This is a genomic window from Pseudoxanthomonas sp. CF125 (genome assembly GCF_900104085.1).
In the GTDB taxonomy this organism is placed as follows: domain Bacteria; phylum Pseudomonadota; class Gammaproteobacteria; order Xanthomonadales; family Xanthomonadaceae; genus Pseudoxanthomonas_A.
Genome location: NZ_FNLD01000001.1, coordinates 285,398 through 299,573, shown reverse-complemented (window position 1 = coordinate 299,573; position 14,176 = coordinate 285,398). Strand labels below are relative to the sequence as shown.

General features: G+C 56.8%; 9 protein-coding genes and 1 tRNA gene. 6 read left to right on the top strand and 4 right to left on the bottom strand.

Annotated elements, in window-relative coordinates:
- Positions 1-243: 243 nt before the first annotated feature.
- Both BLR66_RS01390 and BLR66_RS01385 read left to right on the top strand, forming a co-directional pair.
- Positions 244-2,007 carry a sensor domain-containing diguanylate cyclase gene (locus BLR66_RS01390; protein WP_176943720.1) on the top strand — a complete coding sequence of 588 codons (1,764 nt, stop codon included), beginning with the start codon at positions 244-246 and terminating at the stop codon, positions 2,005-2,007.
- Positions 2,008-2,037: 30 nt separating this feature from the next.
- On the top strand, positions 2,038-2,460 hold the full coding sequence (locus BLR66_RS01385) for an LIC_13387 family protein (RefSeq protein WP_218119584.1): 423 nt from the start codon (positions 2,038-2,040) through the stop codon (positions 2,458-2,460).
- Positions 2,461-2,469: 9 nt separating this feature from the next.
- Here the strand turns inward: BLR66_RS01385 and BLR66_RS01380 are convergent, their stop codons facing one another.
- Entirely contained in the window at positions 2,470-4,359 is a 1,890-nt protein-coding gene (locus BLR66_RS01380; RefSeq protein WP_093279844.1) for an HAL/PAL/TAL family ammonia-lyase, read from the bottom strand.
- Entirely contained in the window at positions 4,359-5,765 is a 1,407-nt protein-coding gene (gene hisS, locus BLR66_RS01375; RefSeq protein WP_176943719.1) for a histidine--tRNA ligase, read from the bottom strand. The genes BLR66_RS01380 and hisS overlap by 1 nt, the downstream gene beginning before the upstream one ends.
- Before the next feature lie 140 nt (positions 5,766-5,905).
- Between hisS and BLR66_RS01370 the strand changes: the two genes are divergently transcribed.
- From BLR66_RS01370 to BLR66_RS18765, 4 genes are all read left to right on the top strand, one after another.
- Positions 5,906-5,982: transfer RNA gene (locus tag BLR66_RS01370), tRNA-Pro, on the top strand.
- 224 nt (positions 5,983-6,206) lie between these two features.
- Positions 6,207-7,643 (top strand): protein kinase domain-containing protein, encoded by a 1,437-nt coding sequence (locus BLR66_RS01365; protein WP_093279842.1) that lies wholly within the window; start codon positions 6,207-6,209, stop codon positions 7,641-7,643.
- A 2-nt stretch (positions 7,644-7,645) separates the two neighbouring features.
- A complete protein-coding gene (locus BLR66_RS01360; RefSeq protein WP_093279841.1) occupies positions 7,646-8,800 on the top strand; it encodes a UvrD-helicase domain-containing protein in 1,155 nt (384 codons plus the stop codon).
- On the top strand, positions 8,797-10,215 hold the full coding sequence (locus BLR66_RS18765) for a hypothetical protein (protein ID WP_143014518.1): 1,419 nt from the start codon (positions 8,797-8,799) through the stop codon (positions 10,213-10,215). The genes BLR66_RS01360 and BLR66_RS18765 overlap by 4 nt, the downstream gene beginning before the upstream one ends.
- Before the next feature lie 65 nt (positions 10,216-10,280).
- Here the strand turns inward: BLR66_RS18765 and BLR66_RS01355 are convergent, their stop codons facing one another.
- Both BLR66_RS01355 and BLR66_RS01350 read right to left on the bottom strand, forming a co-directional pair.
- Positions 10,281-13,079, bottom strand: coding sequence for a hypothetical protein (locus tag BLR66_RS01355; protein WP_093279840.1), 2,799 nt, complete (start codon positions 13,077-13,079; stop codon positions 10,281-10,283).
- Positions 13,072-14,052: an SIR2 family protein gene (locus BLR66_RS01350; RefSeq protein ID WP_093279839.1), complete on the bottom strand. Its 981-nt coding sequence runs from the start codon at positions 14,050-14,052 to the stop codon at positions 13,072-13,074. The genes BLR66_RS01355 and BLR66_RS01350 overlap by 8 nt, the downstream gene beginning before the upstream one ends.
- Between the last annotated feature and the right edge of the window lie 124 nt (positions 14,053-14,176).

Sequence of the window (14,176 nt, the reverse complement as noted above, 5' to 3'; positions counted from 1 at the left end):
ACCCATGGCCGGAGGACCCGTCAATCCTGCAGGCTGGGCGATCCCTGGCCCCGGCAACCCGCTTATTGCGTTGAAGTGATGAAACGGAAAATGAGAAGGAATCCACGAGTGGCGCGATCCGGCGGGAGTAGACTTCCGGAGCGGCTCTCATGGGGAGCCAGTCACGCGGAAACGCGCATGGGAGCGGGCAGGATGCGGTATTGGCGGAGCCGATTGATTCGGGTCTTTTTGGTGCTCATGGCTATGACAGCCGCGGACGCGTTCGCGCGAACGGCACTGGAAATCACCACCGATTCCTCCCAGCTGTCGCTGGCGCCGTACACCAGCTTCTACCATGACGAAAAAGGCGGCGACGATCTGGTCGCCGCCAACGGCCACCTTCAGCAAGGCGCGTTCAAGCCCCTGCCCGGCGGCGACGGCACCACCTTCGGTTTCCAGGATGGCGCGTACTGGTTCCATGCCGTAGTCGCCAACCGGGACAATCCCGAGGACAAATGGTTGCTGGTGCAGGAATACGCGCTGAGCGACCGCATCGACGTCTACGCGAAATACGGCGATGGCCGCGTGGTGCATAGCGCCGGAGGCGACCACCTGCCCTTCGACCAGCGCAACATCCGCTACCGGCAACCGAACTTCTGGCTGAACCTGCCGCCGGGCCAGTCGGTGGACCTGTTGGTGCGCGTACAAAGCGAAAGCTCGATGCAGGTGCCGCTGACGCTTTACGCGCCCGATGCCTTCATCGAACAGTCGCGCGATGCGCAGTTCGCCATCGGCCTGTACTACGGCATCCTGCTGGCGCTGTTCACCTACAACCTGGTGCTGTGGCTGACCCTGCGCGACGCCAGTTATTTCTGGTACCTGTTCCATATCACCGCCTTCGGCCTGGTGCTGTTCACCTTGAACGGGCTGGGTTTCGAATACCTGTGGCCCCGGTCGGCGTGGCTGGCCGACCACATGGTGCCGCTGTCCATCTGCCTGGCGTTGATCGGCATGCAGCAGTTCGCGCGGATATTCCTGGAACTCAAACAGCGCTGGCGGTTCGGCGACCGGGTGGCGCTGGGGATCATCGTATTCTTCGTCCTGCTGGGCATCGCCGCCACGCAGCTGCCCTACCGCACCGTGGTTCCGCTGGCTTCGGCCGCGGTATTCCCCAGCATCTGCTGGATCCTGGTGGAAACGGTGGTGGTGCTGCGCCGCGGCTACAAGCCGGCAAAGCTTTTCCTGCTGGCGTGGTTTTTATTCCTGCTCGGCACCGGCATGTTCTCGGCCATCGCCTTCGATCTGCTGCCCAAGAACTTCGTCACCGAGTACGGCGTGCAGATCGGTTCTGCGCTGGAGATGCTGCTGCTGTCGGTCGCCTTGGGCTACCGCTACGCCGCTTTGCGCAACGAGAACGAGCGCATCGTGCGCGAAGCGCGCGACCAGTTGGAACACAAGGTGGAAATGCGCACCTCGGAACTGCGCAGCGCACTGGGCCAGCTGGAAGACGCGCACCACCGGCTGAGCGAATCCAGCCGCCACGACGGCCTTACCGAGCTCTACAACCGCACGCATTTCCGAGAAGCTTTCGAGCACCTGCTGTCGGAAGCCAGGAACAGCCGCCGCCCCATCTCGCTGCTGATGATCGACCTGGACCATTTCAAGAAAATCAACGACACCTACGGACACCTGGTGGGCGACGACTGTTTGCGCTCCACCTCCAACACCATGGCCGAAGCGCTGGCCCCCTACAACGCGCTGCTGGCCCGCTTCGGCGGCGAGGAATTCATCGCCGCCCTGCCCGGCATGGACCTTGCGCAAGCCAGCGTCGTTGCCGAGGAGTTGCGCCAGAGCCTGCATCAGCGGCCCTGCGTGAGCGGCGATCTGATAGTGCCGGTTTCGGCCAGCATCGGCGTGCATTCGGTCGATATCGCCGCCAAGAACAGCATCGAATCAGCGTTGCAGGTGGCCGACCAGGCCTTGTATGCGGCCAAGGCCGAAGGACGCGATTGCGTGCGTACGCTGTGAGCCGCGCACGATGATTCGGCGGACCCTTGCGTGACCAGCGACCTCGCCGCCTGGCTGATAGCCATCAGCGCGGCGATCCTGCTGTTCCTGGGCCTGATGCATCTGCTGTATACGTTCCGCGGACGCAAGCTGCATCCGCGCGATCCCGCGCTGGAAGAAGCGATGAAGCAGGGTCATCCGGTGCTGACACGGCGGACGACGATGTGGAACGCCTGGGTGGGATTCAACGCCAGCCACAGCATGGGCGCGATCCTGTACGGACTGCTGTACGGCTATCTGGCGCTGGCGCACCAGGCGATGCTGTTCGCATCGCCTTTCCTGCTGGGAACCGGGCTGGTGCTGTTGATCGGATACACCCTGGTCGGCAGGCGTTATTGGTTCAGCGCGCCCAATAGCGGCATCTTCGCCGCGACCGCGCTGTACATTGCGGCCTTGATCGTCGCATTGTTCTGACTACGCCGGTCAGGAAAGCACGCGCCGTGTCGCGTCCAGCAGGCTTCCCGATTCGACCAGCCGCACCATTGCAGCGACTTCGCCGTCCATCGCGCGATCCCGGTCCAGGAACGGTATTTCCGCACGCAGCGCCGCATGCGCCGCAGCTACCGCGTGTCCGGGATGGAACTCCTCCGATTCCGCCAGCTCCGCGCGCAGTCCTTCGACTTCCTCCAGGAACGCGGGATGGGTCGCGGGCGCGCCGCCCTGCACCTTGACTGCGAAGGCCGTCGCGTCCGCGCGGGCGGCAAGGTCGCGCGCTGCATTGATCATGTCCCGACGCAGATCCAGAGCCTGCGCTGCTGTGTAGAGCTCCAACGCCAGCACCTTGGCCAGGTCGCGGGTCATCGCCAGCACCTGACGCGCCTCGTTGGCACCCATCGACACGTGGTCTTCCGCATTGGCGCTAGTGGGAATGGAGAACACCGAAGCCGGATGCGCGCGGCTGGCCAGGTCGTTGACGATGGCCGCGGCGGTGTACTGCACGATCATGTGGCCCGACTCGGTGCCGTCTTCGTTGCCGATCAGGAAGGCCGGCAAACCATCGTTGGTGGCCGGATCGACTAGCTTGTTGAGCCGACGTTCGCTGATGGAGGCCAGCACCGGGATCGAAGCCTTCACGTAACTCATCACCAGCGCCAGCGGCATACCATGGAAATGACCGGCCGAGATAACCTGTTCCTCCACGTGCGCGGCATCGGCCTTGTCCGGGAACACCAGCGGATTGTCGGTGACCGAGTTCAGCTCGATTTCCAGCACGCGCTTGGCCTGCGCCACCGCATCGCGCACCGCGCCATGCACCTGCGGGATGCAACGCAGCGAATAACTATCCTGCGGCTGGTGCTTCTTGCCGCCGCGGAAAGGGCGGAAGCGCTTGTAGAATTTTTCGCGGCCATGGCGCTGGTCGCTAGGCACCCAGTCCCAGCCGATATCGAAGCGCAGTTCGCGCGAGTCGTCGGTGTCCCAGCTGTGCGGCAGCCATTGCTTGAACTTGGGCACCAGATGGTAAGGAATATCGGCCAGCGTGGAGCCGGACAACAGGTCGCGCAGGCGCGAGGCCACATGCACCTGGCCGGGATGCGGGCGCAAGGCATGCACTTCCTCGGCGAAGGCGCCCAGACGGCCGGCGAAGGCGTCCAACGTCATCGCCGCGGCAAGATCGGCGGTGTCCAGCAACGCATCCAGCTTGTGCACGGCCAGCACGCCCATCGCCAGCATCTGCGCGGTGCCGTTGTTCAACGCCAGGCCTTCCTTGTAGGAAAGTTTCACCGGCGTCAGGCCCGCGCGTTGCAGCGCCAGCGCGCCGGGCATGCGTTCGCCTTCCAAGAAGGCTTCGCCGCCACCCAGCAATACCAACGCCAGATGCGAAAGCGGCGCCAGGTCGCCCGAGGCGCCCACCGATCCCAGCTCCGGCACCACCGGCACGATGCCCGCGTTGAACATCGCCGCCAGCGCTTCCAGGGTCTGCACGCGGATACCCGAGTGCCCGCGCAGCAACGTATTGATGCGGATGCCCAGCATGGCACGCACCACTTCCGGCGCCATCGGCTCGCCCACGCACACCGCATGGGTGATGATCAGGTTGTGCTGTAATTCTTCGTGCAGCGAGCGGCCGGACTTCACCGCGCCCGGCAGCTCATCGCGCAGCGGGTGCGCGCCCAACAGCTTGTCGGCATTGCTGCCGAAGCCGGTGGAGACGCCGTAGATAGGCTCTTCGCGACGCACTTGTTCGGCGAGGAAATCGGCGGCGCGCGCTACCGCTTTCAACGCTTGCGGATCCAAGCCGATGCTGGCGCCATAGGCGATCTCGACCAGCTGGTCGCGGGTCAGGGATTGTCCATCCAGACGGATCGGTTTCATCAGCGGCCCGCCAGTGCGCGGGTCTGCTCGAGCTCGACACGCAGAGTGGAAGCGAGCTGGTCGCGGGTGGTTTCGAACTGCTGCTCGCGCGCCAGATCCTTTACCGTAACCACGCCACGCGCCAGTTCGTCCTCGCCGGCAAGCACCACGAAACGGATGCCCGCCCGCGATGCGTACTGGAACTGCTTGGCCAGTTTCTTCGGTTCCATCTGCACTTCCGTATTGATGCCGCCCGCGCGCAGACGCCGCGCTATGTCCAGCGACTCGGTAAGCTGGTTCTCTTCCATCAGGGCCACCATCGCCTGCACCGAGCTCTCATCGACGCCCGCCACCAGCCCCGCTTCGCGGAGCTGCCAGAACAGACGGGTCAAACCGATGGAAATGCCCACGCCGGGCAGCTTCGATTTGCTGTAGTGGCTGGCCAGATCCTCATAGCGCCCGCCCGAACAGATGGAACCGATCTGCGGGTAGCCGTCCAGCTGGGTTTCGTAGACGGTGCCGGTGTAGTAATCCAGGCCGCGGGCGATGGAGAGGTTCAGGCAATAGGCGGACTCCGGTACGCCCAACGCCTTCACCAGTTCCAGCACTTCGCGCAGTTCGGCCGCGCCCTCGCGCAAGGTCTCGTTGCTGGTCGGGTGCCGATCGAGGAGATCGAGCATTCCAAGCGCATCGGCATGGCTGCTCGATTTGAATCCAACGAACTCGAGGATCTTTTCGACCTGCGCGAGCGGTATGCCGAAGTCCGGCCCGGTAAGCGTCTCGCGCACGTAGTCGGCGCCGCGCTTGTCCAGTTTGTCCACCTCGCGCAGCACCAGCGCCTGCTGCTGGCCGTCGGTCACGCCCTGCACTTCGAAGAATCCGCGCATCAGCTTGCGGTTGTTCAACTGGATAGTGAAGTCGCCGATGCCCAGTTCGGAAAACACCGCATGGATCACCGCCAGGATCTCGGCATCGAAGCGGATGCTCAGCGCGTCCTTGCCCACCACGTCGATATCGCACTGGTAGAACTCGCGGAAACGGCCGCGCTGGGCGCGTTCGCCGCGGTACACGCGCTGGATCTGGTATCGGCGGAACGGGAAGGCCAGCTCGTGCTCGTGTTCGGCCACGTAGCGCGCAAGCGGCACGGTCAGGTCGAAACGCAGCGCCAGTTCGGGCAGTTCATGCCGGGAGACGCCCTCGGCGACCTTCTCCAGCGCGCCGGTCGACTGGGCGAAATACACCTGCCGCTCGGTCTCGCCGCCGGACTTGGTCAACAGCACTTCGGACAGCTCGAATACCGGCGTTTCCACCGGCAGGAAGCCGAATCGCTCGTAATTGCGGCGGATCGTGTCCAGCATGCGCTGGAAGGCGATCTGGTCGCGGGGCAACAGCTCCATGACCCCTGGCGGCGTGCGCGGCTTGATCAAGCGAAAAACTCCCGGGTGGCGGCCGCTGGGCGGCAAACGAAGGCAGGCCGCCATTTTAGCGGCTGAACGGCCAATGCAGGCGGTCGGACACGCGCTACTTGCCCGGACAGGGGGCGACTGAATACAATACGCGGCTTCATCGGGGTGTAGCTCAGTCTGGTAGAGCGCTACGTTCGGGACGTAGAGGTCGCAGGTTCGAATCCTGTCTCCCCGACCACTAAAACAAGCTGTAAACGAAGAAACCGGCCTAAAGCCGGTTTTTTTGTGTCTGCACTTTGTCAGCAAAAAGCGATGCGCAGCTGCCTTCGCCGCGTACCCTCCCTGCCACTGCCGGGTTCGCAATTGGAGCGTGGGCGGGCTAAGAGGTCGCCGGAATTGAGGGGTGCGTCGAACGGAGCTTGGAAGCTTGTAATATCCAGCTAACGACTCTGGGGCCGCCCAATGACAATGTCTACCACTGTGAAGGCAGATATTGACACGCGCCTGTCGTGTTACCTGAAAGACCGAGTTTCGTATTCCAATGCAACTTTTGTAGACGCTGGCGGTTCAGCAGCACTGTACCGGGTCACCTCACCACAGGGGCCAATCGCCATAAAAGTGTATGACCCGTCCTTTCTGACCGGAACAATGGCCGTCGCTGAACGGCGGCGCCTTGAACTTCAGGCCACCTTGATCGGACATTCGTGCCCCTCTCTGGTCAATATATTTCATGTCGAGGAAGCACATGGCACAGCGTTCGTGGAAATGGAGTTTATCGAATGGCCCCAGCTCAAGAAAAACCTCGCTAACGTCCCAGATTCAAAAGTACCCCGCCTTATAAATCAGCTTATCGAAGCGGTGACGTATCTTGAAAAGCAAGACATAGTTCATCGGGATATAAAACCAGAAAACATCCATGTTTCGCCCGACTTTGACTACCTCAAGCTGATAGACCTTGGAGTCGCACGTGAGCTGGCACTTGCCGAAGAGGAAGGCGTGGGCGCCACTGATCATGGGGCCAAGCGCCCCTTCATAGCTACTGCTCAATACAGCTCGCCGGAATATCTATTTCGACTCGATGCACCCTCACCGACTTTGTGGAAGGGGCTATCCATATATCAAGTCGGTGCGGTTCTGCACGATTTAATTCAGAAGGTTCCCCTTTTTAACAGTGAAGTCGAAGCGGGAAATAGGTGGCTCGTCGCAAGGGCGGTGCTTTCAACGGTCCCTAACTTCAGTGACGCAGACCCTACAAGACTAGCGACATACAAATCATTGTCATTGCGGTGTTTGACAAAGGAACTCGCTACAAGGATGGCTCTGGTTGACTGGGCGGACTTTGCCCTAGAGAGCGGGGACGATCCACTCACCGCGCTACACGTTCGGCTGCTTAAGCAGGGTGGCAATGCGGGCGCAAACGCCATCACAGCGGACCAGACAAGACTAACCTTCGATAGATCGACATTCTGCCGGCAACTTAGTCAGAACGTGCGTACAGCACTAATCGCAGTTTGCACTAATAAAATTCCTGTCGTACTCCATAGCTCCGACGTTTACACCACGCCGCATTTCATCTTCGACTTCGACCTGAGTACGACCACCAAACTATCGATTAAACTCAATTTTGCGTGGCAAGAGGGTCTGCATCGGCGATCTTGCAATATCTCCTTATCCGGGGTGCTCAAAACAACGGAGGAAGCTACAGTCCTCACTCCACAATCATTCTTAGTCGCAGTCGGCACTATCGGTCAGGCTGAAGAGCTGGTCGCCTCAGAAGTCGCGGCAAAAATCGCTCTCTCGATTGGAAAAGCCATCGACGTGCTGGATGCGACTCACGATCCTTCCGCATTGAATGGCACAGATGTCGCAAAACTTGTACTCAACGGACACGAAGGGTAGCGATGGACACGAGTTGGTGGCGCAAAGAAGATGATCTGGATGATGATCAGAAGGCCTTTATTCTGTTGCCTGCCGTTGGGCGGCTCATGCTAGAAGGGCCTCCGGGATCAGGAAAGACAAACCTGCTTCTGCTAAGAGCACAATTTATCGCCGGCGAAGGCGAGAAGAACGTGTTAATTGTCACCTACACCAAATCCTTAGCTGACTTCATGCGAAGCGGGGTGGCCGGCAAGGGATTAATTGAAGGAGACCAAGTACGAACGTTTCATTCTTGGGCCAATGAACACATTCGCATGTACCTTGGCGTGCAGCTCGTTGCGGATGGAGCAGACTTCAATGAGGAGACGCGTGCTCAAGCCCTCAAGCTACTTCGGGAAGCAAATACGAAATTGCCGTCAACAAAACTTTTTAGTGGTATTTTTGTGGACGAAGCACAAGACTTCAGCGCAGATGAACTCGAATGTTTACTTATTCTTTCGGACAAAATATGCGTGTGCGGAGATATAAGGCAAGGCCTGTATCGGAAGGATGGTTTAGCTATCGCAGACCGCATGGGCCTTGATCGCTGCACATTGAAGAAGCACTACCGCACAGGCCAACGGATAGCTGAAGTGGCGGATAGGATTCTTGCCCCAGCTACTGGCGAGCAAGCATTGGCCGCTACCGCCAACTATGACGAGACCATCTTCGGAAAACCGAGTGCTCGTCTTCATGTTCTGCCAGATAGAGATGCGCAATTCAAAAAAATGTATGAACTCATAACTGTACAGCTCGACGCCTTCAAAGATGACGCAATTGGAATCCTATGCGTTCGTAAGACAACTCCGATGGAGGTCTACGAACAGTTTGTTGGCACGCCCCTTGAGGACAAAGTATGTGTCCACGGCGCGGGAGGCACATTTGGCGGAGAAAGAAACATTCACATAATGACTGTCAATGCGGCAAAAGGGGCAGAGTTTCGAGCGGTGCACCTGTACGGCAGTGAGGATTTCAAAAAGTTTCCTATGAATCGGCGGGAACTTGCATACACAGCGGTGACGCGAGCAAAAACCGCATTAAACGCATACAGAACAGGTCCGACAAGTTCTGTTATCGAATCAGCATTTGCAGAACCCACCCATATGAACTTGAAGAAGCTATTTTCGGTGACGCCTTGAACACACAGCAGCTTTTCTGGTATGGCGTCAGTAAGGACGAAATTCCTGCGATCGCTTTCGGTGGGGGTGCGGGTCGTGGCCGAGACCTGCTGGCGCCTAGTGACTTGCTTACTGACAACGCTATCGCGGTCGGATATGCAGCAACGACATCCTACGCGTACACCTACAAACCACCCTCCGTCTTCGTAATGAGAGAGTCTGACGCGATTGAGAGTTTGTCGTGGATTAGGGTATATGCGCCTGACACATTCCCACTCAGCCAGTTTGCCCGTGTCGTTTCAGACAATGAATGGCCTCTGTTTGAAAAGGACCTGCTTTCGGAAGTCTCTGGAAGGCCTGATCGGTGGGCGAGCATAGTGCTAGGTGAAGTACTAGCACAGGGTGAACCCGATTCTGAAATTGGCCGGATTCCACTTTCACGAGGTTCGGCCACGTTCTCGATGCCACTCGCAAGGTGTTTAACACTGCACGACAATGAAAAGCTTGCGGTCCTATGTCGCGAGCGTCTGCGCATGGCCGAAACAGACCGCCGGTTTGTTCGCAGGCCGGTTTCGACTACTGATTTGGAGCCAGTATGGGCACTAGCCCAATCGTCGATTGATCACGCGCTTAGCGCAAAAGATGCGGTCGAGGTTGTTGTCAACTCAGCTCACGCCTATCAGAGAAACGTTGAATCTCGGACAGGCACTTCGTCTCCAAAAATCACCGATTACAAAGAGCTGTATGGCGACTCGGCTGAAGAAAGAGTATTAGCTTTCCAGAAGCTGGTTGCATCCATAGAGGCAAGTCGATCCACGTCAGTGACGACTGTGGCGACACTTGCCGCTGCGGCATTCCTAGTCGGCCGGGGAACTAGCCATTCGTTTCTCCTTCGTAAAGTCCCAGCCCTTGCGCCGCGCGCGTTCGCTTGGTTCGGATTGATTGCTTCGTATGTCGGGGTGCGTGGTTGGGACCCACAATGGACACGAGCAGCGAAGGGGCTTGAGAAACAAATTCGCGCAGGTTTTGATTGGGCTGACCCTCCCAGCGCAGACATCTGTTGGATTGAGTATTCGTGGCTCGCTAATAAGTTCAGTAACGCGCAGCCGTACGCCGAAATTGCGCAGACGACCACGAGAACACTTTCAATTGAAGTGGTCCCCGGATCGACCTGCCAATTCAGGCTCGTCGCTACAGAGCCGACTAAGGTTCCCAAGAACGAAACGAACCCATCCGCTGCAAGGTCCGTAAGAGAGACAGAATTGCAAGCCATATTGGATCAGTTCATGAGCCTCGCCACCAAGGCAGGACAAATTCTCGGGACGTCGACCTCCAAACCTGCCTCGTCCCAAGGATCCTTGCCTCTTTCCAAGACGACGCCACCTAGTAAGCCCAGTAGGAGCAAAAAAAGTAGCCCGAAGTATCCCGACAGTTAACCGCCTTTCTATATCTTACTTAGCGCACATGCTCCAATGAGCGTTGTAACTTAGTACGAACAAATCTAGTCAACCAAATCCGAGTATAGCTTTCTTAATTTTTCACTTGGACTGCTCTGAATCAGACGAATCAATACATCTATGACTTGCAATCGAAATCCTTCTCGCGACAACCTTTCAAGGATCGAAGCCATCGTGCCTGCGTAGTCGTTCATGGACTGGTAGCCGACGGCAAAAACTTCAACCAATTGCATGGCTTCAGCAGGTCGCGTGTCGACTATTCTCCCTATGCCTTCCAGAAAATCACTAGCGCCGTAGCGCCTGTGCGCGTAAGGGGCCACGGCCAACAACCATCCCATTTCATGTGCGTCAGGTATCGACGATAGAGAAATAAGCTTTGAAGAAGCGTTCAAAAGGGATGATCTCGCACCCGGATGCTCTAATCCGAACTTGATTGCGTGCTCAGCAAAGACTTTTGCTCGGCCGAGATGCGCATCTTTAAGTTCTGATCCCCATCTGGCTATCGTGACAACCAGCTCTTCGATGTCCGCTAGTCGCTCGTTAGAGAAGATGTCTGCAAGCGCGGCGTCATCCAATAGCTCCTCTCCTCGCAAGTAGGCGATCGCAATTCGCTCCACCAATCTCTCTCGTGCACTCTCCTTAAGATCGTCCAACTGAAGCGCCTGCCGTGGAACGTCGGCGGCCTTCAGAATCTCGTATACGGTTGGGTGCGTCGGTGCGAATGCAAGCCCAGCAACAGTAGAAACAAAATTCCTGCGGTGCTCCAAGGGAAAAATGGCGCGAATGTTGGTCCTCACCCATTCCTCATCGACGTAGATCATCTGGGCAACCATACAGCCGAGAAGAGTTGAGACTTCAAAATTGGCATCAGTACAGCCTGCCAGCTCGGCTTCCACCGTAGGCCGGCTTCTGAGCCACTGCTCTATGTGGCCACCCCCAACCTTGTCTGCATCCCTGCAATCTCGCAGCAACGTTTGCAGTATCCCCTCAAACGCCATGCCCCTCGGGTTATTTATCGCCGCCGTCATAGGGTCATCAACGGACTCTACCCCAACGCAATTGGCCATTATCACGCGGCAGATACGGCGCAGGCTTTCGGTATCTTCCCCTGACAGTGGAATTCGATCTGCTTCCGCCAAAGTCTTAACGAAGGTCGCCGCTACGGGTGGCAACCAGTTTTTATCCGGCTCAAAATCGCCTGACACTTCCGCTTCTTCTTGCCAAAACTGTGCCGGTTCGAGAATGTCCAAAAACCACTGCGTGACTGGCGGTACTAATCTCCTGATGGTATCGATTTCACCCGCAGTCGCTTGTGAGCCGAAGAACTTCGTATACCCATTGCTTACGGCGTACTGTAGGCGCCGGGACATGCGCTCGGGGTCGGCCAGCATCCACTCGAACGAGTTCGGCTGAGCGACAATCGCATCGCTCACAGCGTCCATTAAACTTTTCCTGGATACCTGCCTTTCGGATTTGCTTGGGACATAATCGTCTACACGTTTGATTAACGTTTTGTCCTCAGAAAAGGCTAAAAGCTCTTCTTGCGAAAACGGACTCGATCCGAATCCGACCCACGACGTACTATATGAGATCAGTTCAGCGTGGTCTCGCATTGGGCCTAAGGCATCAACGAGCACCTTGTAACGCTCATCCGCGCGGGGACTACCTTTTCCTTGAGTTGCATGGAGCCAATTCCTCTGTTGGTGTTGCAAACGTAGTTCGCCATCTTCGTCATCGTCCGCTGTTAGCCCAAGAATGGCATCCAACACCAGTTCCTTCTGGTCCGCCGTCATCTGCTGAAAATGCTGATCCAGCAACAAGTACATCTCGTGGAGATGTCCTATCTCGAATAACGCTGGCGAAAGAGATTCAAAGAAGACAGTTGAGGCCACGCTCCAATGCTGTCGCACGGTGTGTATCGCGATCCGTCGAACTATTTGGGATTCCGAGAATAGAGCTGCACGTACGTACCGCGTTGCTGAATCAGACTCAGCACTGATCCATGCACTTAGCGAGTCTCGTGAAGCGTCGACAAGTGCATTAGTTGCGTGGTCCCAATCATGGTTCTGTTGGTGATCCTCGATCGCCGCTCTATGAAGATAGGTGTTAGACGCTAGAAACTCCTCACCAAAAAGCTCTGCCACTCTTTCAAGCAGGAGCGCGACAGCAACCTCACCCAACTTGGAACCAATTTCGTCGCGACGCTTCTTAAGTAGCTCTTCCAGCCAATAGTCATCGGCGATCGGTTTGTACGGCCGAGTTGACTCCTTGCCATCATTAGGGACCAGTTCGGTGCAGTGGCGTAGTAGACGGACCGCTTTTTCCTTGTCCTCCTCCTCATTTGAGGAAAGAAGATGTTCAAACAAACCGCTGTTCAACGTGGGTAACAAGATGGAGTTGTTCCAGTCTGCCCGCAACCAATCTTGAACTAGGTCAACATCAGCGAGGCTCACGCAAGTAGTTGGCACAGCACCCATTACTTGGGCGAACGCGTGATTGGTGTGATAGTTCTCAATTCCAGATGTCGCCGAGACTGAAGCAATTGCCCTAAGCAATTCCATGACCTTGTTTCCCAATCGAACGTCGCCAGCCTCACCGGACAATTTTGCAACTTGAATAAGATAGTCCAACGCAGGCCAGTACGGCACCCAGTATCCGCCGTTCTCCTGCAACTGTGGTGCGGGATTCATCGAAGGGTCGAACATCCCTGCATCGACAAGCGGATCGAGAAAATCGAGGCAGAACGGTGACTTCAGAATGAGGCCAAATCCGTGCGCTGCATGCTGATCGCTTTCCTTCATGAAACCGATAACGGAAAGCTGATTTGAGGTCAGACTAGCCAAGAATAAGATTCTCCATTTCCTTCAACTGCTGGGCGGTACTACCCTTGTTCTTCGGCAATTTCTTCGCGAAAGCATCGACGACATTTATAAGTTGATGCCAGTCATTGTTGTCTCTGAGGAACGGTAGCATCACAATTCCGCAATTGTCTCGATAATACGATTCAAGCGCGGCGCATAGCTCCGCTTCGAAAGAAAAAAATCCATGAAGCAAATAGTGCTTGGCCTCATGCGGTCGGGCCTTCCTCGCATCTCTCGCCTTCATAACTACGTACTCAAGGATTTCCATCTCTTCTAAGCCATAACCAAGAAATAAAACGGTTTTGTCTCGAAATAGGTCCTCCAAGAACGTAAGCAATCTATTTTCGCCATCTCCGCCTGTGCGATGCCGGTCGGTTGCATAGTGAGTCACGTAGTCGCCGGTCGACAAGATCATCCTGTCTGGCTGTTCCAAAGCTCCGTGAAGATGCACTACGGTATTTGGTGCCTTGAACTTCTCGGCGGTCATATCTTCCGAAAGGAAGATTTTGTTGCGCTTCGTCGGAGGACTACCACTCGCCGAGGCGAGCGGCGGGTGGTCGAAATCAAGCCACTCATCGTAGTTGGTAGTTACGAATCGGTCGCTCAGGGCTGATATATGCCCATATACCTCACGACCTTGCTTGTTCTCTCGCCAGTCCGATTTTGGGTGAAGAATATTCTCGTAGTTGACCCGTTTTCCTTTTGCCACCTCTGTCAACTTAACGACCGACAGTTTTACGCGCGGGGATAAGGAGGACAGCTGCGACCTTTGAGCAGGACTCAACGCATCCTGATCCACCAACGAATCAATCGCCTTGTTCGCGAATTCAACCCATGTCGGACAGTCTGCAAGTCTTGACACGCCAGCACCGATGAATGGCACCAAAGTGTTCCGAATCGCAGCCTCGACCAATCCATCCGGCAAATCGGGGATGAGCTGGATAGGTAGGGTCATTAGTGCTCCGTAAATGTCGATTCATCCAGTCGCCAAGTGTCGCGGCTCGATTTCAATATGTATACCTCTTGGAACGCTCCAAAATGTGTGTCACAAGTCATTCCAAAATGATATAATCCCATCC

Coding starts and splice junctions, on each gene's coding strand:
- BLR66_RS01390 (WP_176943720.1), top strand. CDS start 244: ATGACAGCCGCGGACGCGTTCGCGCGAACGGCACTGGAAATCACCACC.
- BLR66_RS01380 (WP_093279844.1), bottom strand. CDS start 4,359: ATGAAACCGATCCGTCTGGATGGACAATCCCTGACCCGCGACCAGCTG.
- BLR66_RS01365 (WP_093279842.1), top strand. CDS start 6,207: ATGACAATGTCTACCACTGTGAAGGCAGATATTGACACGCGCCTGTCG.
- BLR66_RS01360 (WP_093279841.1), top strand. CDS start 7,646: ATGGACACGAGTTGGTGGCGCAAAGAAGATGATCTGGATGATGATCAG.
- BLR66_RS01350 (WP_093279839.1), bottom strand. CDS start 14,052: ATGACCCTACCTATCCAGCTCATCCCCGATTTGCCGGATGGATTGGTC.